Source organism: Flavobacterium daemonense (assembly GCF_007341385.1).
GTDB lineage: Bacteria > Bacteroidota > Bacteroidia > Flavobacteriales > Flavobacteriaceae > Flavobacterium > Flavobacterium daemonense.
In genome coordinates this window covers 295,943-320,028 of record NZ_VJYD01000002.1, presented here as the reverse complement: position 1 = coordinate 320,028, position 24,086 = coordinate 295,943, and the positions used below count along the sequence as shown (strand labels likewise).

Here is a 24,086-nt window from a genome sequence, read left to right as displayed (position 1 = left end):
TTATTTTTTTAAACACATAGAATCATAGCTTTTGTTTTCTTAAAAAGGCATTTCATTTGTTTAAACAAACATAGCTATGTGTGCAAATCTAGATTTGTTTTTATTCTCTTTTCAATATCTTTAAAATCTATGTTTCTATGTGTTTAATTTTTTTTACGCAGATTATTTTATTTTTTAATTCGTGCTAATTAGTGAAATTCGTGTTCTATTTCAACAACCCAACTTTCTTTTTCCATTCCTCATAAAAAGGAGGGTTCGTCAACATTAAATTCCCTTCTTTATCTAAAAAAACCTGAGTTGTTTCGCCGGTGCAGGCAACTTCGCCTTGAGCGTCAATAATCTTAAAACGATAAATTATTTTCGCTGCTGGAGTATCAACAACTGTGGTTTCGATTGTGACAACATCGCCGTAGCGCAAAGACAACTTATGTTCACATTTTGATTTTACAATTGGAGTCGTGTAACCCGTTTTTGCAATGTCCAAATACGTAAGTCCGTGTTGGCGCCCAAAAGCTTCACGACCGTCTTCAAAATAGGTAATATAATTGCCATGCCAAACAATTCCAAGCGGATCAGTTTCGTTAAAACGAATTCTGATTTCGTGCGAAACGGTTAAGTCTGAGGCTTCGTTATACTGTTCTTTTCTTTTTGTCATAAAATAATGCAATGGAAGTTGTGATTATAAAGAACAAAAATAGCAAACTTATTTTTGGAATGATTTCGACGAAAGAAACGTTGCGCAATAAAACATCATAAAATGCTTCAAGGCCCCAATTCATAGGCGATGATTTGGCAATGATTTGCATGATTTTTGGCATTGCAAAAACCGGAACCCAAATGCCGCCAATTGCAGCTAAAATAATCACGCTTGTTGCACCAAACGGCGCTGATTGTTCTTGAGTGCTCGCCACAGTTCCTAATAAAATCCCGAATCCGATGGCGCCAAAACCTGAAAATAAAGCGACAACACTCATTAAAAATAAATGCCCTTCAACATTTAAAGGAGGCAAACCAATGTGTGGAAACAAGAAAATTGCAACAGCAACCATCATATAAAACTGAATCATGCAAATGACAGAATAGGTAATGGTCTTGCCAATAATGACCACTAAATTTGAAACCGGATTGGTCAACAGTCGAACAAAAGTTCCTTGTGATTTTTCTTTTACAATATTGATTGAAAGCGGAATCACAATAAAAAATATCGCAAAAAGCGTCCAGGCCGGAACGTTGTGCTGAACCGAATTTGGTAACACTTCTTTATTGTTTATTCTCGGAACAATTTCTTTGAACGTGATAAAATTCTTTTGATCGAATTCAGTATTTTCTTCGCCAAATTGATTCTGAAAAGCAGTATAAATTGATTTGGTTTCGATTTGAGAAATCATTTTGTCAATCGAACTCATTACCGAATTTTTGAAACTCAGCTGAACCGCCGGATCAAAATATAATTTTACTTCTTTTTGCTGAATTATTTTTGGTTTTTCTGGTTTTGCAACGCTGTCTGTAAAACCCATTTTGCTCACAATGTTTTCGACATTCTGATCAACTTTGGCTTGTAAATCGGCGCTTAGATTTTTCGGAATTACAATTGCTAACTGAAATTTTCCTTTGTAAACATTTTCTCTGGCAACTTCTTCGGTGATTGTTTTATTGTCGAGTTGCGTTACAACGCTGAATAAATTATTTTTTTGAAGATTATCAAAAACCGTTTTCGAAACCGCGCCTTTATCATTGTCCACCAATAAAATCTGAATTTTATTATCGCTTACTGTTTTAAAAGTGCTGTCCTGAATGATGGTAACCGTGATGACCAAAACCAAAGGCATGATAAATAAAATAATCAGTCCGCCTAAATCTCTTTTCAATAAAAGAAATTCTTTTACTATCGACATCCAAATTTTATATAGCATCTCTCAAGTCTTTACCGGTTAATGAAATAAAAACGTCTTCGAGATTTCGAGCATTTTCTGTCGTTTCAATCAAGCTTGACGGCGTTCCTTTAGCGTAAATTTTGCCTCGGTCTAAAATGGCAATATTCGTGCAGAAATCTTCGGCTTCAGCCAAATGATGTGAGGTATAAATAATCGTAGTTCCGTTTTGATTTAAAACTTTTAAATAATCTAAAATGGCATTTTTTGACTGAACATCAACGCCAACAGTTGGCTCATCCAAAAACAAAACTTTCGGATTGTGCAGAATTCCGGCAATCAGATTCACACGGCGTTTCATTCCGCCCGAAAAAGTATGAATTTGTTTGTCTGCGAATTTCAATAAACCCAAAAGATCTAGAGTTTCGATTACTTTATCTTTTAAATCGGAACCTTTTAAACCGTACATGCTTCCAAAATAATGCAGATTTTCTCTCGCGGTCAGAGTTGGGTACAAAGCATATTCCTGAGGAACAACGCCAATGATTTTTTTGATTTTGGATGAATGATGGTGATAATCTAAATCGTCAATTGAAAAATGTCCCGAAGTAGGTTTTATCAATCCGCAGAGCATCGAAATTAAAGTGGTTTTTCCGGCGCCATTCGGACCTAATAATCCGAAAATCTGGCCTTCATTTATTTCCAGCGAAACATCGTTCAAAGAAAACTGATCGGCATCTTTGTACTTTTTCGAAAGGGATTCTATTTTTATAATGGAATTCAAAATATAGTTAGCTGATTGCTTTTTTTAGTTTTTTGAAAAAGATTTCTTCACGATTCGCAATATCCAAAAGTTCATCGGCAATGGCGTTGTAAGCGTCTTCTTTGGCACTTCTGTTTTTATAAATTCTTGAAGCTTCAACGGCAAAATCGCGCCATGAATCACCAATTTGTGTCATTTCTTTTGAAAGTGTTTTCAATTCTTCATTTCTTAAAACAACCGAAGCTTCTTGTAAAAACGCGGCGTAAATAAATCGGAAACCACCGCCTCCGGTTCCAATTTCTTCCTGCATTCTAACCATTTGCGCCAAATAATGATTGGCTTTCCTAACTCCATGTTTTTTCGGCCATTTTCGAATTTGGCGCGAAACCATTTTAATTCCGCGAACGCCTACAATTGGCATTGGCGCTAACATGTCACGACACGTATTTTTGATTCCTTTTATAATAGCACTTTTTAAATCAACTTCACTCGGAATCTGAATTGGATAATACATTTGTCCTCGCGGAGCAAAAGCACCTTTGGCAAAACGTACTTTATCCATTTCTTCATGTGTCAAAGTCGTAACCGTTTCCATTACAGGATCACTGATCAAATAGTCGGTTTCGGTTTTGCCGTAAACGACTAAATTGTGCGCGTTGAAATGAAAGCGATATTCATCAGGAAAATAACTTAAATGATAAACACCAACTTGTAATCCGGTGGGAATATTATTTTTTAGATTTTCTTCTAAAGCTTTATTTGCATTGGTAACCGAAGAAAATTTTTGTCTTTTTATTTTAAGATTTAATCGGTTGGCAACTTTATTAAAAATGTGTCCAGGCAAAGTTCTGTAACTGATTGCCGGCGCGTGGTTTACTTTTAAAAAAGGCAAATACACGAAAAAAAGTCCCGAACCAATTCCGAAAACCATCGGTTCGCTGATGTTGAGTCCGCTGTTTTTTAAGAGGTTTGAAGCTACTCCGTTTTCACAATGAGCAGATTGATGATGTGTAAAAGTAACTTGCATTAATCTGTTTTAAAGTTTTTTAATTCGGCTAATGAAATGTCAAAAGCGTCGGCATATTTTTGTAAAGTTTTATCGTTTAGTTTGGCAAAAACAGAAGGTTTAAAATGTCTTTTCACACGCCATTTCCACATTTCTACATAACCGGCAAGAATGGAAAGATCCATTTTGTTGAGTTCCATAAAATAACAAATCGGACTCAATTCTCCGTTTTTTACTTTTATTTTGGCTTCTTCGGCACGCTCTTTTATATCGTCGATGGCATTTGAAAGGGCAATGGCTTTTGGTTCCCAGCCTGTGCTCAAAGCAGTTGTGTAATTGCCATTTTCGTCAGTAGCATAAACCAATTCTTTGAGATTTTTTTTGCTTAAATTTCCATCGTGCTGAGGTACATTTTCTTTTTCCATGACGGGATTTATTTTTCAATTTAGCATTAAGTTGTCGTCGAAATCGTCTTTTGAATAAACAAATTAATTTCGCATTCTAAAAGGATTTGGTCTCCAAGTAAACTTTCGCATTTCATGGTGCATAAAGTATAATCGTCGCCAACAAATTTTGAAACCAAAGTTGCTTTTGTCGTTATTGACTCGCCAACTTTTGGCAATGCATGTATTTTTAGATTCTTTAAAGCGCTGATGAAACCAATAACATTTACGTTTTCATTTTCGGTTCCATCCTCTTCAAAAAAATATTTTTTTCCAACAATTGCCGAACAAGTCTGCGCAGTATTTTCGATTAATCCTGCTTCTATTAAAATGCCATTAGCAGCAAAAATATTGTCTTCTTTAATTAAAAATTCGGTTTCAACAGAAGTGGAGTCAATTTCCAAAATCAAATCGACCATCAGCATTGGCGCACGGTGCGGTAAATAATTTTGTATGTCGATTCCAACTTTCATCGTCATATTTATTTAGCTAAAACTGTTTTCATTTGTCCGCTTGCAATTTCTTCATCATTTAAAAAAGTCACAATATCAACCAAAGTTACTCCAGCAAATTCCTGTAAAATGGTAACATTCGACTGAATGGTATCGTTGGTTTTAGGCAATTTTTTAATCTGAATATCTTTAATAGAACCAATATATCCTGTTGGAGCAATTTCTTTTTTTAAAAAAAACTGATATCCAGTATGCAACGCAACAGATTGCGCCATATGTTCGATTAAACCTGCTTCTAAAAAAACATCTTCTTCTAAAAAAATGTTACTGTTGTCTATTTTCAAACCAGAAACTAAAGCTGTTTCTGAATACGAAAACATACGATCTACCATTACAAAAGGAAACTTTTGCGGAATCAGACTTTCGACTGCTTCTTTTTCTAAAAGTAATGAGATTTCCATTTAGCAGACAGTTAAGTACGCGTATGCAAATGAAAATCGGCCGCTTTCTGGAACCGAAAGGAAAATCTTGTCTCCTTTTTTCAATTTCCCAGAATTTATTAATTCTTCAACGGCAATATAAATCGAAGCAGAACCTACATTTCCAACTCTCAAAAGATTCATAAACCATTTTTCGTCGGCAATGTCAACTCCTTTTTCGATTAGTCCTTTTTTAAGTCCGTCAACAAAAAAGTGAGAAGAAACATGTGGTAAAAAATAGTCGATATCATCTGCCGTAACATTGTGTTTTGCCATGGCATCGCTCATACTTTCAACACCTTTTGGCAAAATAAATTCGTCTAATAATTTCACATCTTGCTTTACAGCAAAAATAGATTCGTTCAATAATTGTTCAGGTTTATAATCGCTCCACGGTTTTATTTCGCCATTTTCCAGTTTATCGCCGCCTGCGTACATGCAGGTTTCTAATTCGAATGCATAGGAATAGGCTTCCATCCATTCAATTTTTAGTGAAATAGCGCCAGAAGGTTTGTTTTCCAATAAAAAAGCTCCAGCTCCATCAGAAAGCATCCAACGCAAAAAATCTTTTTTGAAAGCAATAATAGGCTGTTCTTCCAGATTTTTCAGATTGATGATTTCGTGGTTGTATTTTTGTGCCGAAAGCCAAGTCGAAACTTTTTCAGAACCTGTGCAGACAGCATTTTTTGAGTTTCCAGATTTTACAGAAAGATAACCATATTTCAGGGCATTCATTCCAGAACAGCAAATTCCAGAAGAAGAATTCAGCTCAACCGATTTGTTTTTTAGCAATCCATGAACCATTGCGGCATGCGAAGGCGCAAAAACATCAGGTGACGACGTTCCGCAGGAAAGTACTTCCATATCTTGAGCCGAAAAATGTTCATCAAACAATTGCGAAACAGCATTTTTTGTCAACTCGGCATTTGTATGCGTGCTTTTGCCGTTTTTATCAACGGCATAATATCGGCTGGTAATTTTATTATTGCGCAAAATAATACGTCTCGCTTTTGAGGCGGTATCATTTATGAGCCCTAAGTAATTTTCCATTTCATCGTTTGAAACGGCTTCATTTGGCAAATATTTCGCGGCTTTGGTAATATATACGTCAAACATAATTTAATTTCGTCTCTAAACTCCTTGGTAATATTGAGTTTCTTTTTTTATAGTTTTAATCTTGAACGGATAGCTAATAACATGCAATATATATACTATTGGCGAGATTACCCATATTGCGAGGAATAAATAAACATAAAATATTTTAAGAAGGGTTGTTCTGTTTTTTTGATTTTTATAAATGAAGTTTGACCACTTATCAAAAATTTTGTTCGCTGTTTTATCAACTGTCACTAAATAAGAACTGATTTTTACAGCTCCCATTTCGGCTAATTTTGGCTGTAAATCTTCTAATTTGTTTTGTTTGAATTGCGAAAGCATTACTTCGCCAAACTGATCTGATTCTTGAATGTCTTTATCTGAAACGCCAGGCAACGGAAAAAAGCCTAAATATCTTTTCTTTACTCCTGAAAACATCCAGTTTACAATCGTAATTACGCTGATTAAATTTCCAACTCGATCGACTAATGCTACATTTCCAACCAATTTTGCATTCGCTTCATGCAATAAAACTTTGACTTTTTCCTGCGCCATAATCCACATATTTCGTGAACCGTTTATGGTAATTACTGGTGTATTGTTTAGGATGGTTTTTGCTTCGGCACTTTTCAAAAAAGAATTTATCGGGATCGAAGGCGTTAAATACCAAACTTGATAATGCAGTAAAACAAGATCAAATTTTGTGTTTAAAATTTCATCCGGAACGGGCTTTAAAGCTGTTGGAATCTGTAGAAAAGATTCTGGGAAAGCGTCAAAAAAAGTGGTTTTATTCCAAGGAAAAGGAAAAGGTTTTTCTAGCTGAATTTCATGAAAAACGACGTTGATTTCATCTGAATTCAGAAAAGGTTTTGCAATGTTGCGTGCAATCGATTCTAGCTGTCCAGATTGGGAATAATAAATAACGAGAACATTTTTCATTTGGGTTTGCTTGCTTTGGTTGCAAACAAAAATAAGTAAATTATTTTAAACGAATTTTCTTGTTTAATGTTTCGTTTTGTAAGTTTTTTTAAGCTCGGATTTGTGGTACGTTTTGAATCTCGCAAAGACTTAGAGGCGCAAAGGTTAAATTTAAAATGAATTTTAAAGTGCAGTTTGTCATTTCGACGAAGGAGAAATCTCCACGAGGAGCTCTACAAAGATTGGTTTATAGGAACGGAGCTACTTGCGGAGATTTCTCCTTCGTCGAAATGACAAAAATGAGAAAAAACTTTGCGACTTCGCGCGATTCTTTACGCATTATGTCAAATCATTCCAAAAATCAAAATAATTGAACCACTGCAAAGGATATTTCTGCAGAATACTTTCAACGCTTTTTACATATTCTTTCAATAAAGCTTTTTCGTCACGATGTTTTACGGTTGCTTCTCTTGCGTATAAGTGATAATGAAGATTTGGTTCTTTCATCACATAAACAAAAACAACAGGAACTTTTAACCTCGAAGCAATTAAAAATGGACCAGCAGGAAAGTTGGCTTCTTTGCCCAAAATTTCTGCAGAAAGAGATTTGGTTCCTTCAAAATAGCGATCGCCGGTAAAGCACACCAATTCATTATTGGCTAAAGCCGAATTGATTTCGAAAATATGAGACAAATCGTCTTTAATGATAATGAATTTTACGGCAGATTTTTGAGTAACGCTTTCCAGATAATTCTTAATTGCCGAGTGTTCGAGATCGGTCGTAACCAAATTGATTTGGAAATCAAGATCGATGTCTCCAAAAAAGTGTTCAGCGATTTCAAAATTCCCAACGTGCGCACTTATTAAGACACCGCCTTTTTTTTCGGCCAATAATTTTTTCAGAATTTCGATGCCGTCAAATTCATAAGTGAATTTATTTCGCATTCCGGCAGAAATCGAAATTTTGTCAATAATAGTCTGTCCAAAAGTATAGTAACTTTTGAAAACCATTTTTTTTGACTGGAAATTGGAATAGTTAAGTCTTTCTTTGAAATAGTAAAAAATAGCTTTATTACTTTTCTTTAGAAATAAGAAATAGTAAGAAGCAACAAAATAAAGTAAGGCATAAGCAGATTTGACACCCGCTTTTTGTATCAAAAAAACGAATATTCTATAGCCTAAAACTGTACCTTTTGATTTGCCATCCCATTGACTCATTAAGCAGCTTTAGCTTTTATTTTGGTTTCAATCAGGTCATAGAAGTTCTGAAAAGTCGCAATTCCAACGAAATCTGCTTCAACCAGTTTTACACCAAAGTTCGCTTCAATAGAAACTACTAAATCAACATAATCTAAGCTGTCTAACCCGAGTGTATCTTTTAAATTAGCATCTGGTTCAATTTCATCATTGTCTACTTCAAACTCATCAACCAAAAAACCATTAATTTTCGTTATAATCTCTTCTTTATTCATTGTTCAATTTAAACTTTTTAACCACCAACGCAGAGTTGGTTCCTCCGAAACCGAAAGAATTCGACAAAAATATGTCAAATTTTTTGTTTAAAGTAGTTTTGACCAAATTTAATTTAACCGCATCTTCATCTGGATTTTCTAAATTGATGTTTGGTGCGATGAAATCATTCTGCATCATTATGATCGAATAAATGATTTCGCTTGCTCCGGCCATCCAGCATTCGTGGCCTGTCATTGATTTTGTAGAACTTACCGGAGGATTTTTTTCTCCAAAAACTTCAAAGATCGCTTTTGCTTCGTTTGCGTCACCAACCGGAGTTGAGGTGGCATGCGCATTTATATATTCAACATCTGATGCTTGTAATTTTGCATCTTCTAGTGCACGTTGCATGGCTGTTGATGGTCCTTCGACATTTGGAGTCGAAATATGGCCGCCGTTTGAAGAGAATCCATAACCTACGACCTCGGCGATAATATTAGCACCCCGGGCAATTGCGGATTCATAACTTTCTAAAATTAAAGTTGCGCCGCCACCACTCGGAATTAATCCGTCACGGTCTGCATCAAAAGGTCTTGACGCTTTTTCAGGATCGCTTTCTCTATTTGAAAAAACACCTAAACCATCAAAACTGCTCATAGCATATTTGTTGATTTCCTGAGAGCCACCAGTGATAATAATATCTTGAAAACCGCTTTTTATTAAAAAATAAGCCAATCCTATAGAATGAGATCCGCTGGCACAAGCCGCACTAACAGTCAAATTAATACCACGAAGTTTGAAAATCGTCGAAAGATTCATGGTAACGGTAGAATTCATTGATTTGAAAATCGCTCCAGAACCAATTAATGCAGTATCTTTTTTCTCGCGGACAATGTCTGTCGCGTCAATAATTGCTTTAGAAACACTGTCGTTTCCATACATAATTCCAACTTCTCTTTCTTCAAAGAAAGCGTCGTCGATATTCGCATTTTTCAATGCTTCGATAGTCGCCATATAAGCATATTCGGTTTCCTCGCCAATGCTCATACGCTGTCTGCGTGTCAATAAATTTTTTAAATCAGCTTTTGGAACCATTCCGGTCAAAGCCGATTGGAAACCAAATTCTTTTCGGTCGGCATCAAATTTAATACCCGATTTTCCTTGGTACAGAGATTCCTTTACTTCGTCTAAAGAAGTTCCGATACAAGAATAAATTCCCATTCCAGTAATTACAACTCTCTTATTCATGGTATTTCAAAGTAATTTTTTATCCTTAAAGTGCTTTTTAAACACATAGAAACATAGTTTCTCTAAACTTAAAAAAGGCGTTTCACTTATTTTAAATAAACATAGCTCTCTATGTGAAAGAAATGTATTTCTCTTTTGTATTCTTTTTGCACATATCCCGATAGCTATCGGAACTATGTGTTTAAAATCAACTTTTTAAGAATATATTCCTCCGTTTATATTGATAATTTCTCCTGTAATATAACTTGCTTTTTTAGAAATCAAAAAGCTTACCAAATCTGCTACTTCTTCGGCCTCGCCAAAACGATTCACCGGAATTAATTTTAATAATTCTTTTTCGTCTAGCTGGCTTGTCATATCCGTTCTTATAAAACCTGGTGCAACAGCATTTACTGTAATATTGCGTTTTGCCACTTCTTGTGCCAATGCTTTTGTGGCTGCAACAATTGCGCCTTTGGCAGCCGAATAATTAGTTTGTCCAGCAGTTCCTTTAACTCCAGAGACCGAAACCATATTTACGATTCGGCCATATTTATTGCGCAGCATTTTTTGAATGAAAAACTGCGTTACATTAAAAAATCCGTTCAAACTTGTGTTCACAACACCATTCCAGTCTTCGGGAGTCATCCACATAAAAAGACCATCTTTTGTAATTCCGGCGTTATTTACAATCGCTTCAACAAGTGCTTCAGGATTTGCTTCCTGCCATTTTGTTAAAACAGTTTGTACTTCTTCAAAATTAGAAACATCAAAACCTAAAATATCTCCTTTTCCACCTAATTTTTGTACTTCCAAAAGTGTTTCTTCTGCAGCAGTTTTATTCGAATGATAATTAATCAGAATATGATAATCAGATTCAACGGCTAATTTTTTGCAAATAGCACTTCCAATTCCTCTTGAACCGCCTGTTACTAATACACATTTCATATTTTAACTGTTTATCAGATAATCTTTTACTTTTTGAACAAAAGGATACATCACCTGATCTTCCTTAAATTCTGGAATTATATGTCGAACATCGTCGTACCATTTTCTGGTAACCGATGAAATTTTATCTTTTTGACCTAAATAATCAATTGCCTGAACGATCGTAATCATTTCTATTGCCAAAACTTCAAAAGCATTTTCGATTACTTTTGATGTAATCACCGCTGCATTAGTTCCCATACTTACAATATCTTGGTTGTCATTGTTGTTTGGGATGCTGTGAACGTACATTGGATTTGACAACATCTGACTTTCGGCAGTTGTTGAGGTTGCAGTAAATTGAACACCTTGCATTCCGAAATTAAATCCTAACGTTCCTAAGTTTACAAATGGAGGTAGAATTTCGTTGATTTTTGAATTCAATAAATAATTCAATTGACGTTCTGCCAACATCGTTAATTTTGTAATAACAATTTTCAGTTTATCCATTTCAAGCGAAATATAATCGCCGTGGAAATTTCCTCCGTGATAAACGTGTTTGTTTTTTACGTCGATAATTGGGTTGTCGTTTGCCGAGTTGAATTCGTCTTCTAAAATTGAAGCGACATTATTTATAGTTTCCAAAACTGGTCCCAAAATTTGAGGAACACAACGTAATGAATAATATTCTTGAACTTTTTCTTTGAAGATTTCTTCGGTATTTTCTCCCGAATATAAATGGTCTTCTCTTTTACGGATTAAAGTGCTGTCAGAAAGATTTTGTCTCATTCTTTCCGCTACTTCTTGTTGTCCTTTGTGACGTTTGGTCTGGTTTAATTCTGCCGAAAAATGATCATCGTACGCCTGAACCAATTCGTTGATTGCGCAAGACGATTTTAATGACCAATCTAATAATTTTTTAGCATAATGAACATTCACAACACCAATTCCGGTCATTACAGAAGTTCCGTTGATCAATGCCAAACCTTCTCGGATTTCAACCTTAATCGGTTTTAAATCTTCAATTGCAAAAACATCTTTGGTTGGTCTTCTTCCGCCTTTATAAAAAACTTCGCCTTCGCCAATTAAGACCAAAGCCAAATGTGATAATTGTACTAAATCGCCGCTCGCTCCAACACCGCCATGTTCGAAAATTAAAGGCATAATGTCTCTGTTGATTAATTCAGACATTAAATGAATAACCGAAGGATGAACGCCTGAATTTCCTAAAGAAAGTGTGTTCAAACGAGCTAAAATCGCCGCCTTTGCACAAATAGGGCTCAAAGGTTTTCCGGTTCCAGAAGAGTGGCTTCGGATTAAATTATATTGCAGCTGAATTTGGTCTGACTCCTTAATTCTGTATTGAGCCATTGGTCCAAAACCAGTATTTACACCGTATATTATTTTGTTTCCCGAAAATTCTTTCAGAAAGTTAAAGCTTTCGTTTACTCGATTTAAAACAACATTGCTTATAGAGACTTTGTTGTTTCCAAAAATGATAGACTCGAATTCTGCTAAACTTAAATATTCATTAATTGTATTCATTAAACCGGTTTTGATTGTGCTAATTTAATTTTAATTATCAAAATAATTGTAGTTATTTTGATGAACGCAAATGTAAGTTAATAATTCATAACATTTTTATTATGACAAAGGAGTTTGTTGATGTTTTAGTGATTGGTGCAGGACCTTCAGGATGTGTTTCGGCATCGTATCTTCATAAAAATAATGTCAAGGTAAAAGTGGTGGAAAAAGCAAAATTTCCGCGGCTTGTTGTTGGCGAAAGCCTTATTCCGCGCGTGATGGATCATTTTGCGGAGGCGGAACTTTATGAAGCGCTAAACGCGATGAACTTTGAAAAAAAACTCGGAGCCCGTTTTATTAGAGGCGAAGAAATTTGTGTTTTTGATTTTAGTCAGAAATTCGGAGAAGGCTGGGATTGGACGTGGCAGGTTCCGCGAGCCGATTTTGACAATACGATGGCGCAGGAAGTAATTCGAAAAGGAATCGATTTAGAATTTGAAACAGAAGTTTTGGAAGTTTCTTTTGAAGGAAAAAATTCGAAAACAATTGTAAAAGATAAGGACGGAAATTTAAAAGAAATTCACGCCAAATTCATTATTGATTCCAGCGGATACGGGCGCGTTTTACCAAGACTTTTAGATTTGGATACGCCCTCAAAATTGGATCCGCATTCTTCGATATTTACACATGTAAAAGATATTAATAGAGAAGAAGGCGAGGAGGGAACTCAAATTTCATTTGATATTTTAGAAACTGAAGTTTGGCTTTGGGTAATTCCGTTTTCAAATGGAAATACTAGTTTAGGCGTTGTCGGCCCGACGGATTTTATTAATTCGCTTTCAGAAAATAAAGACAATGCTGAGGCTTTGCGAAACGCCATTCAGAAATCAGATTATTACATAAAAAGATTTAAAGGAACTGAATTTTTGTTCGAACCAGTTAAATTGGAAAACTATTCAAGAGCGGTAAAAAGAATGTACGGCGACGGTTTTGCCTTAACCGGAAATAGTTCTGAATTTCTTGATCCGGTTTTTTCATCTGGAGTTGCTTTTGCTACAGAATCTGGAATGTTGGCGGCGAAATTATATTTAAAAGAGTCACAAGGAATTAAAGTAGATTGGGAAGTGGAATTTACACAATATATGAAACGCGGTATTGCTGTTTTCACGACTTATGTTCAGGAATGGTACACAGGAAATCTTCAGACTTTGTTTTTCCATCAGCCGGAAAATCCAGATGTGAAAGAAAAAATTTGTGCTGTTCTAGCAGGTTATGTCTGGAACGAGGAAAATCCTTTTGTCAAGAAACATGATCATGTGATTGCGAATATGGCGTATTTACTGAATATGCAAAAAGAACAAAAGCCCTGAGTGATTCGGGGCTTTTTTTTGGTCGAAAAAATAATTTAACGCATAGAAACATAGATTTTTAGATTTAGGGAAAGAATATAAAAAAGAAACAAGTTTCTTAACGCATAGTTCCTAAGCTTTTGGAATTGTTACTTAAAGTGAAACGCCTTTTTTAACTTTACAAAATCTGTTTTTTTTATGTGTTAAAAATAATTTCACAAAAGGAAATAAAAAAAAGGCTGTCTAATCATCAGACAGCCTTTTAACTTCAAAAAATAATATAGTAAAAATTAATACTACCAGAATTTAACGTACAGTGCAACGATAACTAATAATGTAATTACAATTAAAACTGTAGTTTGTGGTTTTACTTTAAACATTTCAGAGTCAATTTCAAACGCTTTTGGATTTACTTTTGGACCAGCAAAACTGATTCCGATCATTGCTAACATTGTAAAGAAGAATGATAATCCCATACAAATGTGGAACGGAATTTCAAAAGCTCCTTTTCCGTTTGGATAAGCAGTATAAAGTAAAGTTTCATTTCCGAACAACATTGGAGCATATTCGTTGAATAAAACAGATAAAGCAAATCCTAAAATTACACCCACGATAGCTGCAGTTCCAGTAGTTCTTTTCCAGAACATACCAAGGAAGAACATTGCGAAAACCCCAGGGCTGATAAATCCAGTATATTTTTGGATGTAAGTGAAACCACCAACTCCTCCAATTCCTAGTAAATCATTCCATGTAAATAATACAGCTAAAAGCATTGCAGCAAAAACGGCAATTCTACCAATGTTTACTTGTTGCTTTTCGCCTGCTTCTTTTTGGATGTATTTTTTATGAACGTCTAATGTATAAATAGTCGAAATACTGTTTACTTTTCCAGCTAATGAAGCCACAATTGCAGCCGTCAAGGCCGCTACAGAAAGTCCTTTTAAACCTGTTGGCAAGAAAGTCAATACAGCTGAGTAAGCTCCATCTTTTCCTCCAACTAATTGAGGTAAATGTCCGTTTTGGTATAAAACGTAAGCAGCAATACCAGGCAACATTACGATTAGAGGCATTAATAATTTCAACATACCAGCAAATAAAATACCTGTACGAGCAGTTTGTAAATCAGCACCTAAAGCTCTTTGTGTAATGTATTGGTTACATCCCCAATAGTTTAAGTTGATGATCCAGATACCAGCAAGGTATGACATCAAACCTGGGAAAGTTAAATATTTATCGATTTCAAGCTGCGATGAATTTGCAGTTGGTTTTGGGATAATCATTTTGAAATGCTCAGGAGCTTCTCTCATTAAAACTTTGAAACCTTCAATTGCATTTTGACCTACTCCAAAATATTGTCCAACCGTTGTTAAAGCGATATAAGAAGTTACCAAACCTCCAATAATTAAAACCGCAACCTGAATAACGTCAGTATAAGCCACAACTTTCATACCTCCTAAAGAGATGAACAAAGCAAAAACAGCTAATCCAATCATAATTACGTGTAGATATTGTCCGCCTGCAAGTCCGTTGATTGCGACAGCTCCTAAATAAAGGATAGAAGTCAAGTTTACAAAAACATATAAAAACAACCAGAAAACCGCCATAATTAAGGCTGTAGATTCGTTGTAACGTGTTTTTAAGAATTGAGGCATTGTGTAAATCTTGTTTTTAAGATATACAGGAATAAACCAAACAGCTACTATTATCAAAGCAACAGCAGCAAGCCACTCGTAAGCAGCAACAGCAATTCCTAAAAAGAAACCTTCACCGCTCATCCCGATGAATTGTTCAGCTGAAATATTAGAAGCGATTAATGAAGCTCCAATGGCCCACCAAGTTAAATTTCCTTCTGCCAAGAAATAAGCTTTAGCATCATGTTCGTCTTGTTTACGTTTGCGGTAAACGCTGTAACCGTAGGCAGAAACTACGATGAAATAAATAATAAAAACCGCATAATCGGCGAAAGCGAGGTTCTGGTTCATTGTTAATAGTATTTTAAAAAATTAGTATAGGTGATTGTTTGTAAAGTGGTTTTATGAATTCATTTATATTATAATTTCGAAACCTGTTATTTTATTGTTTTATCTTGTTAAAACTAAGATATCTGTTTTTATTTTGTTATTTTTTTATGAAAATAAGAACGAAAGCCAAAAGTATAATAAAATTCGATATTTACACTATCTACAAATGTGTTTTTTACATTTATAATAGATTTATTATGTTAAATTTTAAAACACTTTTGATTTTTGTGTTTTCAGAATCTGTTTTTAAAGACTTTTATAATGTACTTCTGATTGTTGTCTTAAAATCTCGGCACTTTTCTCTGGCGTGATATCGCGTTGTGATTCGCCCAACATTTCGTAACCCACCATAAATTTTTTAACCGTTGCCGATCTTAATAAAGGCGGATAAAAATGCATATGAAAATGCCATTCAGGATGCTCTAAACCATCAGTCGGCGCTTGGTGAATTCCTGATGAATAGGGAAACGAAGTATTGAATAAATTATCATACTTGGTTGTAAGTTGCTTTAGAATTTTCGCGAAAGCGGTAGCTTCTTCAGCAGTAAAATCGGTGATTTTGCCAAAAGCTCTTTTGCTTAAAATCATGGTTTCATATGGCCATATTGCCCAAAAAGGAACTAAAGCCACAAAATGATCATTTTCGATTACAATTCTGTGTCCCAATTTTAATTCTGCCTGAAGATAATCTTCAAGAAGTGTTCTTTTGTTTTTATCGTAATAGGCTTTTAAGCTGTTTTGTGTTTTTTCAACCTGCGTTGGCAATGATGACTGCGCCCAGATTTGCCCGTGCGGATGCGGGTTGCTGCAACCCATCACGCTTCCTTTATTTTCAAAAATCTGAACGTGATTGATGTATTTGATGCTTCCTAAATTAGTGTATTCTTTTTGCCAAGTTTTAATAATGTTTTCGATTCCGTCAATTTCCATTTCTGGCAAAGTCAGGTCGTGTCTTGGCGAAAAGCAAACTACTCTTGAAATTCCTTGTTCTGGTTTTGCTTTAAAAAAAGTGTGTTTGATATCCTCTTCAAAAATAATTTCGTCCTGTTTCATGGCAGCAAAATCATTTTCAAAAACAAAACTGCTGTCATATTTCGGATTGTTCATTCCGTTGGCACGAACATTTCCCGGACATAAATAACAGGTTGGATCGTATTTTGGCAAAGCTTCTGTAGCGATGGTTTCATTTTGTCCCTGCCAAGGACGTTTTGCACGATGAGGTGAAACTAAGACCCATTCGTTTAATAAAGGATTAAAACGTCTGTGCGGATCTTCGTTAATGTCAAAATTTTTCATTGTAATGTGTTGTGGTATTAAAGTAGTTTTGTTCCGTTTGAGATTTTTACATCATAGAATTTTAATTCAATTCCAAATGTATCTAAATAAAGATTTGAAAACTTACTTTTTACCTCATTTTCATGACCTTTTTTAATTAAATTTATAGTACAGCCGCCAAAACCGCCTCCCATTAAACGAGAACCAATTATCGCATCATCAGCTTTTGCAGTATCTACAAGCATATCGAGCTCTTCGCAGCTTACTGCATATTCTTGAGATAAGCCGTAATGCGTTTCAAAAAGCAATTGTCCTAAAAGTTCTATATTTCCTTTGTCAAGCGCCTCGCACGCTTTGATAACTCGGTTGATTTCTTTTACAACAAAATGTACTCTTTTAAAAACGGTTGGATCAAATTTATCCTGAATGCTCAAAAGCTGTTCTTCTTTGCAGTCTCTAAAAGTTTTTACTTGTGGAAAATTTTCTTTTATAATCGCAAGACCTTTTTCACACTCAATTCTGCGAGTATTATATTCAGATGTGAAAAGAGAATGCTTCACGTTGCTGTCCATTAAAACTAAAGAATAATCTTTGAAATCGGCATTATGATATTCAAATTCCAGCGTGTTGCAGTCAAGCTGAATTACTTTATTTTCAAGTCCGTGAACGCTTGAAAATTGATCCATAATACCACAGTTGATTCCAACCCAGTGTTCTGCTTTTTGTCCTAATAATGCTATGTCTTTCTTTTCAATTTTTAAGTCGAAAAGTGCCGCAATTCCGAAAATCATCCCACATTCTAGAGCCGCCGAAGAAGACAATCCAGATCCAACCGGAATATTACTGCTGAAAACGCAATTGAAACCTTCAAAAGCAAATCCGTTAGCTTGAAGTTGTTTGATTACGCCACGAATGTAATTTGTCCAAACGGCATCATTCAATTCGATTTTTTCAGTCAAATCGATTTCAAATTCTTCATTTAAATCGATGGCGATTATTTTAGATTTTTTGGTGTTGTTTTTCTCAAAAGCAAAACAAATTATTTTGTCGATTGCAGCGGGCAAAACGTAACCGTCATTATAATCAATATGTTCTCCAATGATGTTGATTCGTCCTGGAGAAAGAACAATTTTTTGAGGAGCAGATCCAAAGGATTTCTCAAAAAATGCTGTGGTGTTTTGAATTAAAATCTCGTTCATTATTTAGTAATTGTAATAGTATTTTCTTGTAAATTATTTGATGTTGCTTTTAGAACAATTTTCTTTTTAAGATCTTTAGTTTTAAGAACAATCGTTGCAATTCCGGCCTCTGCTTTTACAGGATTTTGTCCAATGATTTCGGCATTTCCTTCACTTAAAGCAAAAGTAACTTCGTTCGTTGCTGTTGGAATAACAGTTCCATTTTCATCAGTAATTTTAGCATAAACAAAAACCATATCAGGAAAATCCGGATTGATTTTTACTGATGAAAGATCATAACTCAACTCAATTTTTGAAGCTTTTGTAGGTGTTTTTACTGTATTTGAAGCCACTTTTTTTCCGTTGATAAATCCTTCCGCACGCAACGTTCCTACTTGAAATGCGCTTACTTTAAAAATAAACGGAGCATGTTCCAGTTTGTCGCTGTTGTTGTTTGAAGTTGGTTTTTGCTTACCAATTAAAATATCATTTACATACAAAGCCACTTCGTCGCAATTGCTGTAAACTGTAACATTCAATGGAGATTCTGGAGTCCAGAAATTGGCAATATTCACCATTGGTCCAGAGAATAATTTCTTATCCAAAACCACATTTGCATCGCGCTGGCTTTGATAAAAATAGTAAGCAAACTTCGGAATTCTGAAAATATCGCTGATTCCAGAACTTTCTATATCTGGACTATAACCGCGATTATAATCAAATATTAACCAGTTTGCTTCACCAATTGTTGATGCGCCTTTTCGGTTTGAATTTGATGATTCCTGAAAATTGTAAGCTTGTTGTAAAAGTCTTTTTTCTCCTGCGGCGCGCAATTGTCTTGACGTTCGTTCTTCTTCTTTTAAATTCGCAAATTCCGTTTGATTGAAACCTGCGTTTTGCGCATAATATTCCCAATCGCCATATTCTGCAATGAAAATTTTACGGTTTCCTTTGTTGTATTTTGTCCAATAATCTGGCGCTTTTGCATGCTGGCGCGCCGGAATAAAGATGTCGTAATTGTCGTTGTCAATCCAGCTGGCGCTGTAATTAGAATCAAGTGGCAATTCTTCTTTAAGTGTTTTTGTCGCTTCTTTCATGAATTCTGGCGACATATTGGTTTCGTTTAATGAAGCTTCCCAAAAAATAATGCTCGGGTGATTTCTATCTCTTCTCGCCATATCGCGAATGTCCTGATAGGCGCTTTTTTGAAATTGTTCTCCGCCAAAAAACTGCCAGCCTGTTAAGCTGTTCATTACTAAAATTCCTAATTCGTCGCAGGCATTCAAGAAAGCTTCGGCATGCGGATAATGAGACATACGAACAAAATCAAAACCTGCATTTTTAATTTTTACCGCATCGCGATATTGCGCTTCGTCTGAAATCGCATAACCTAAATAAGGATATTCTTGATGTTCGTTTGTTCCGGTGATGTAGATTTTTTCGTCATTCAAATAATAACCATCGGCTTTTATTTCTGATTTTCTGATCCCGATTTTTTCCGAATGAGAATCAACAACTTTATTATTCGAAATAATCTGAACTTCTAACTTGTATAAATTCGGATTATGAACCGACCATAGTTTTGGATTTTTAATTGAAATCTTTTGCGTCAAAGTATAATCAGAATTTGCTTTGACCACGAAATTCTCTGATTTAAACTCTAATTTTTTACCCGAATTATCCGTTAAAATAAATTTTAAAGAAGTTGTTTTGTCGCTTTCAAATTCATTTTGCAAATGCACCTGAACAGTTCCCGAAGCTTCAGTTTTGCTGATGTTTTTAAAGTTTGCATAAAGTCCGCCACTTGCTGTTTTATTCGCATTTACAGCATCGGTAATATGTAGTTTTGAAGTCGTAATAAAATATACATTTCTGTAAATTCCGCCATAATAATTAAAATCTAAATCCTTAATCGGTTTTCCAGGCAAAAAGTCAGGATTGTCTTCGTTGTTGACTTTTACTTTGATCGTATTGTCATTATTAGCATTCAAATACGGCGTTACATCAACCGTAAAAGGCAAATAACCACCTTTGTGATTTTTTACTTTTTGATCATTAATCCAAACGTCAGCTTCCTGCATCACGCCTTCAAAATAAATGAAAGCTTTTTGATCTTTTGAAATAGTGGCTTTGAATTTTTTCTGATACCAAGACGTTCCTTGAAACTGTTTTATGACAACTAATTTCTCCAATCTTGCCGTGTGCGGAATCGTTACTTTTTCCCAATCTTGAGCAGGAGTTTCCTCTCTTTTAAATTCCCAATCGGCACCAAAATTTATTTTTGTGCGTGACTGTGCCTGAATTTTTCCGAAAGAAAAAGTCAGTAGAATTAAGAAAAATATGGATTTAAAAATTAATTTCATTTTCTGTTTTTTTAACCATTAAGATATTAAGAAAATTAAGTCTAAGCTTTGTCAAGAGAATTAAGCCAAGCTATAAATGTATTTAAGGCGAACGCAAAACTTAATAATCTTACATTCCACACAAAGCTTAATGAATCTTAATGCCTTAATGGTAAATTTTAATTGTTTAATTGTTTAATTTTTGAAAGCATCTAAAGCCGGTGAAGGTTTTCCGTCAGAAAGCCAAGCGCTTAATTGATAACCGCTCCAGCTTTTTTCACCTTCCGGTTCCCAGTAAATCACGCCCAAACCTTTGTTGTTTGGAACATTTTTCACCGCTTTTATAGTAGCTTCAAGCATTTCTTTAGTGTTTTGAACTAATGTATAATCGCCGCCAACTTCAACAACCATAACTTCTTTATTGTAACGTGTTGCCATATCTTTCAGATTATTTTCTAAATCTGAAATGGTGCTTTTATAATCGGTTTTAAGCCAATATGGGTAATACGACATTCCAATAACATCATATTTTACTTTGTTTTCAGTTGCTTTGTCAAAAAACCATCTGAATTTATCGTTCTTGTTTCCTTCATCAAGATGCACGATCACTTTTATTTTTGCATCAATTGCCTTAGTTGCATCATAACCTTTATTAAGCAATTGCGCCAATTGTCCAAAATTGTCTGTGCTTCCTTCAGGCCAAAGCATCCCACCCGGAATCTCATTTCCAACCTGAACCCATTCTGGCGTAACACCAGCTTTTTTCAATAAAGTCAAAACATCATAAGTATGATTGTAAACGTCATTTAAAAGTTCATTAAAGGAATGTTTCGCCCAAGCTGCCGGTTTATTTTGTTTTGAAGGATCTGCCCATGAATCGCTGTAATGAAAATCGATCATAATACGCATTCCCATTTTTTGGGCACGAACCGCCATAACCACAGTTTCTTCAGGACTGCAGTGTCCGCTGGCTTTATCGTCATTTGGGTTTACCCAAACTCTTAAACGAATCGTGTTGATGCCACGGTCTTTCAATAACTGCAGACAGTCTTTTTCTTTTCCGTCGGTATCATAAAATTTGTATCCGGTTGCTTCCATTTGCGGAAGCCAGCCAACATCGGCACCTTTTGCAAAACCATTTTCTTGAGGTTTTGTTTCCTTGCTGTCTTTTGTTGTCGTGCAGGACGCAAATATTGCTACTGCAAAAAGACAAAGTATTAATTTGATCTTTTTCATAAATCTTTAAATTACATTTTCAAATTTATAAACCGTTGTTTGGTTATATTCTTCTCCTTTTTTCAAAATTGAATTCGGGAAATGCGCGTGATTTGGCGCATCTGGAAAATTTTGTGTTTCAAAACAAATTCCGCTTGACGGATGATAATCAGCATTTTCTTTTCCTTTCAAAGTATCAAAACAGTTTCCGCCTACATATATATGTACACTTGGCTGATCGGTATAAACGCTCATTTTTAATTTCGTTTTCGGACTGTACAAGGTTGCTACAACATCATCTGAAGGTTCAATTACAAATGAATTATCAATTGAAGCCGGACAGTTTTTAGGATTTCTAAAATCGAAATCATGACCAGAAACAGGCGTAAATTTTCCTGTTGGAATATTCTCCGAATTCGTCTCCAAAAATTTATCTGAAGCAATAGACATTTCTTGATCTAAAACAGTCGAACCGTGACCATTTAAATTGAAATAACTATGGTGTGTCAAGTTTATAACCGTATCTTCGGTTGTTGTTGCTTTGTATTCTAACTTTAATTCGTTTGCTTCCGTTAAAGTATATTTTAAATAAACCTGCAAAGCGCCAGGATAATTTTGGTCTAAATTTTCACTTAAAAGACTAAAAGTAATTGATGGGTTTTCGCCAGATGTAAACTCAGAAACCGTCCATGTTTTTTTTCCGAAGCCTTCATTTCCGCCATGCAAAGCATTTCCGTTATTATTTCCTGGCAATTGAAATTCTTTTCCGTTTAAGGTAAAAATTCCCTTATTGATTCTTCCGGCATAACGACCAACAGTAGTTCCGAAATAAGGCGCACTTGGCAAATTATAGGATCCTATATAAGATTCTAAAGTATCAAAACCCAAAACAACATCGACCAATTTTTCAACAACAGGAATTTTTATTGAAGTTACAGTTGCTCCATAATTGATTAACTGAACTTTCATTCCTTTTTTATTTGATAATTCAAAAGAGAGAATTTCTTCGTTATCAGGAGTTAAACCAAATGATTTTAAACCAGAATCATCTTGAAAATGCGATATATGTTTTATTTCCATGCTATTTTTGACAAAAGTGAAATTCAAAATTAGAAACATTTTCCTCTTTTACATACCAGTACCTACCAGTTTTTTGTATATTGCGTCAAAATTTTGTTTTCATGAATATTATCTCCATCCAAAACAACATTGGCCTGCCAAAATATAAGCAGATAATTCTTTCAATTGAAAAAGCAATTGACGAAGAAAAATTGGTGAAAAATGATAGACTTCCATCCGTAAATAAAGTTTGTCTGGCTTTTTCTTTGTCGCGAGATACCGTTTTGCTGGCTTATGAAGAATTGAAAAAAAGAGGTATTATTTATGCCATTCCGGGAAAAGGCTATTATGTTAAAAGCGTTGAAACCACTATAAAACAAAAGGTTTTTTTACTTTTTGACGAATTAAATATTTTTAAGGAAGACATTTATAATTCGTTTTTACAGCACATTGGAAAAAATGTTCAGGTCGATATCTTCTTTCATCATTTTAATATCCAAGTTTTTCAAAAATTGATTAATGACAGCAATGGAAATTATACCAAATACATTATTATGCCAACCAATTTGCTTGACACGGCATCTTCCATAAAAACCCTACCAGTAGGTGACGTTATTATTCTGGATCAGACGAATCCCGATTTAAAAGCGTATCCAGCAATTTATCAAAATCATGAGAAAGATATTTTTGAAGGTCTGTTTAATGCAAAAGCAAAATTGAATAAATACAAAAAATTGATTTTGATTTTCCCGGGATTTCGCGAACCTCTTGGTATGAAAATAGGTTTTGAGGCATTTTGTTCAACATATAATTTTGAGTACGAAATCATAAGCGAATTCACCGATGGAAAAATTGAAGTTGGCAACGTTTATATTATTCCAACTGATCGTGAACTGATTCATGTGATTGAGAATGCACGAAATCAGAATTTGAAATTGGGAATTGATTTCGGAATTATTTCTTATAATGAAACACGTCTAAAAAAGATTGTCGCAAATGGTATCACGACAATTTCAACTCATTTTGAAACCATGGGAAAAATTCTAGCCGAAATGGTTTTGAAAGGAAAAAAAGAACAGATCGAAAACAAATCGTCTTTGATCATGCGAAATTCTTTGTAATATTTATCATTGCGAGTTTTTGTTTTAAACACATAGAAACATAGCTTTTAGTTGCTAAAAAAAGGGTTTCACTTGTTTTAAACAAACATAGTCAAACTATGTGAGAGAAATATATTTCTCTTATGCATTCTTTTAATTGCGCTAGAAAAGCTATGTTTCTATGTGTTTAAAATTCATTTTGCAATTGATTAGCGGGCAAAAAACAATTCGCTTTTTTGTGTTTTTATCACAAGAAATTTTCTGATTGTTTGAAAAATCACCATCTTTTTAATTAAAAAAATAAGGAAGCAATTTTTGTTTTTGTGAAATTATTTTACATACATTTGTAAATGTAAATTTTACACTTATTATTTAATTTGTTTTATAAAA

At 34.7% G+C, this 24,086-nt stretch carries 22 protein-coding genes; 2 read left to right on the top strand and 20 right to left on the bottom strand.

All coding sequences use genetic code 11. The features are described 5' to 3' along the window. Window positions 1–205: 205 nt before the first annotated feature. The 14 genes from FND99_RS03685 to FND99_RS03620 all read right to left on the bottom strand — a co-directional run bounded on the left by FND99_RS03685 (window position 206) and on the right by FND99_RS03620 (window position 12,178). Window positions 206–655, bottom strand: coding sequence for an acyl-CoA thioesterase (locus FND99_RS03685; RefSeq protein ID WP_144336631.1), 450 nt, complete (start codon window positions 653–655; stop codon window positions 206–208). Next, on the bottom strand, window positions 630–1,913 hold the full coding sequence (locus FND99_RS03680; protein WP_162615531.1) for an ABC transporter permease: 1,284 nt from the start codon (window positions 1,911–1,913) through the stop codon (window positions 630–632). The genes FND99_RS03685 and FND99_RS03680 overlap by 26 nt, the downstream gene beginning before the upstream one ends. Beyond that, window positions 1,903–2,655 carry an ABC transporter ATP-binding protein gene (locus tag FND99_RS03675; protein WP_144336629.1) on the bottom strand — a complete coding sequence of 251 codons (753 nt, stop codon included), beginning with the start codon at window positions 2,653–2,655 and terminating at the stop codon, window positions 1,903–1,905. The genes FND99_RS03680 and FND99_RS03675 overlap by 11 nt, the downstream gene beginning before the upstream one ends. A 7-nt stretch (window positions 2,656–2,662) precedes the next feature. Then, window positions 2,663–3,661 carry a BtrH N-terminal domain-containing protein gene (locus tag FND99_RS03670; RefSeq protein WP_144336628.1) on the bottom strand — a complete coding sequence of 333 codons (999 nt, stop codon included), beginning with the start codon at window positions 3,659–3,661 and terminating at the stop codon, window positions 2,663–2,665. Beyond that, window positions 3,661–4,065 (bottom strand): hypothetical protein, encoded by a 405-nt coding sequence (locus FND99_RS03665; protein ID WP_144336627.1) that lies wholly within the window; start codon window positions 4,063–4,065, stop codon window positions 3,661–3,663. The genes FND99_RS03670 and FND99_RS03665 overlap by 1 nt, the downstream gene beginning before the upstream one ends. A gap of 26 nt (window positions 4,066–4,091) precedes the next feature. Then, the gene (locus tag FND99_RS03660) at window positions 4,092–4,556 is read right to left on the bottom strand and encodes an ABC transporter permease (RefSeq protein ID WP_144336806.1); all 465 of its coding nucleotides are present in this window, start codon (window positions 4,554–4,556) and stop codon (window positions 4,092–4,094) included. A gap of 8 nt (window positions 4,557–4,564) precedes the next feature. Beyond that, the gene (locus tag FND99_RS03655) at window positions 4,565–4,996 is read right to left on the bottom strand and encodes a hypothetical protein (protein WP_144336626.1); all 432 of its coding nucleotides are present in this window, start codon (window positions 4,994–4,996) and stop codon (window positions 4,565–4,567) included. Further along, complete coding sequence (locus FND99_RS03650; protein ID WP_144336625.1) at window positions 4,997–6,130, bottom strand: beta-ketoacyl-ACP synthase III; 1,134 nt, start codon at window positions 6,128–6,130, stop codon at window positions 4,997–4,999. Between the two features lie 15 nt (window positions 6,131–6,145). After that, entirely contained in the window at window positions 6,146–7,048 is a 903-nt protein-coding gene (locus tag FND99_RS03645) for an NADPH-dependent FMN reductase family protein (RefSeq protein ID WP_144336624.1), read from the bottom strand. A gap of 318 nt (window positions 7,049–7,366) precedes the next feature. After that, a complete protein-coding gene (locus FND99_RS03640; RefSeq protein WP_144336623.1) occupies window positions 7,367–8,245 on the bottom strand; it encodes an LpxL/LpxP family acyltransferase in 879 nt (292 codons plus the stop codon). Next, the gene (locus tag FND99_RS03635) at window positions 8,245–8,499 is read right to left on the bottom strand and encodes an acyl carrier protein (protein ID WP_115887852.1); all 255 of its coding nucleotides are present in this window, start codon (window positions 8,497–8,499) and stop codon (window positions 8,245–8,247) included. The genes FND99_RS03640 and FND99_RS03635 overlap by 1 nt, the downstream gene beginning before the upstream one ends. Then, window positions 8,492–9,727, bottom strand: a complete 1,236-nt coding sequence (locus tag FND99_RS03630) for a beta-ketoacyl-[acyl-carrier-protein] synthase family protein (protein ID WP_144336622.1) — start codon at window positions 9,725–9,727, stop codon at window positions 8,492–8,494. Before FND99_RS03630 ends, FND99_RS03635 begins: the two co-directional genes overlap by 8 nt. Window positions 9,728–9,922: 195 nt before the next feature. Then, window positions 9,923–10,654: a 3-oxoacyl-ACP reductase FabG gene (fabG, locus tag FND99_RS03625; RefSeq protein ID WP_144336621.1), complete on the bottom strand. Its 732-nt coding sequence runs from the start codon at window positions 10,652–10,654 to the stop codon at window positions 9,923–9,925. A gap of 3 nt (window positions 10,655–10,657) precedes the next feature. Continuing rightward, entirely contained in the window at window positions 10,658–12,178 is a 1,521-nt protein-coding gene (locus tag FND99_RS03620) for an HAL/PAL/TAL family ammonia-lyase (RefSeq protein ID WP_144336620.1), read from the bottom strand. Window positions 12,179–12,279: 101 nt separating this feature from the next. Here FND99_RS03620 and FND99_RS03615 point away from each other — a divergent pair, with 101 nt between their 5' ends. Further along, complete coding sequence (locus FND99_RS03615; RefSeq protein WP_144336619.1) at window positions 12,280–13,527, top strand: NAD(P)/FAD-dependent oxidoreductase; 1,248 nt, start codon at window positions 12,280–12,282, stop codon at window positions 13,525–13,527. 275 nt (window positions 13,528–13,802) lie between these two features. Here FND99_RS03615 and FND99_RS03610 read toward each other — a convergent pair whose 3' ends face one another. The 6 genes from FND99_RS03610 to FND99_RS03585 all read right to left on the bottom strand — a co-directional run bounded on the left by FND99_RS03610 (window position 13,803) and on the right by FND99_RS03585 (window position 22,617). Continuing rightward, complete coding sequence (locus FND99_RS03610; protein ID WP_144336618.1) at window positions 13,803–15,488, bottom strand: sodium/sugar symporter; 1,686 nt, start codon at window positions 15,486–15,488, stop codon at window positions 13,803–13,805. 285 nt (window positions 15,489–15,773) lie between these two features. Continuing rightward, on the bottom strand, window positions 15,774–16,823 hold the full coding sequence (locus FND99_RS03605; protein ID WP_144336617.1) for a UDP-glucose--hexose-1-phosphate uridylyltransferase: 1,050 nt from the start codon (window positions 16,821–16,823) through the stop codon (window positions 15,774–15,776). A 17-nt stretch (window positions 16,824–16,840) separates the two neighbouring features. Then, the gene (galK, locus tag FND99_RS03600; protein ID WP_144336616.1) at window positions 16,841–18,001 is read right to left on the bottom strand and encodes a galactokinase; all 1,161 of its coding nucleotides are present in this window, start codon (window positions 17,999–18,001) and stop codon (window positions 16,841–16,843) included. After that, window positions 18,001–20,343 (bottom strand): glycoside hydrolase family 2 protein, encoded by a 2,343-nt coding sequence (locus tag FND99_RS03595; RefSeq protein WP_144336615.1) that lies wholly within the window; start codon window positions 20,341–20,343, stop codon window positions 18,001–18,003. Before FND99_RS03595 ends, galK begins: the two co-directional genes overlap by 1 nt. Window positions 20,344–20,517: 174 nt before the next feature. Continuing rightward, complete coding sequence (locus FND99_RS03590; protein WP_246074164.1) at window positions 20,518–21,558, bottom strand: glycoside hydrolase family 53 protein; 1,041 nt, start codon at window positions 21,556–21,558, stop codon at window positions 20,518–20,520. Window positions 21,559–21,564: 6 nt separating this feature from the next. Beyond that, window positions 21,565–22,617 (bottom strand): aldose epimerase family protein, encoded by a 1,053-nt coding sequence (locus tag FND99_RS03585; protein WP_144336614.1) that lies wholly within the window; start codon window positions 22,615–22,617, stop codon window positions 21,565–21,567. Window positions 22,618–22,718: 101 nt separating this feature from the next. Here FND99_RS03585 and FND99_RS03580 point away from each other — a divergent pair, with 101 nt between their 5' ends. Next, window positions 22,719–23,717, top strand: coding sequence for a GntR family transcriptional regulator (locus tag FND99_RS03580; RefSeq protein ID WP_144336613.1), 999 nt, complete (start codon window positions 22,719–22,721; stop codon window positions 23,715–23,717). Window positions 23,718–24,086: the final 369 nt, after the last annotated feature.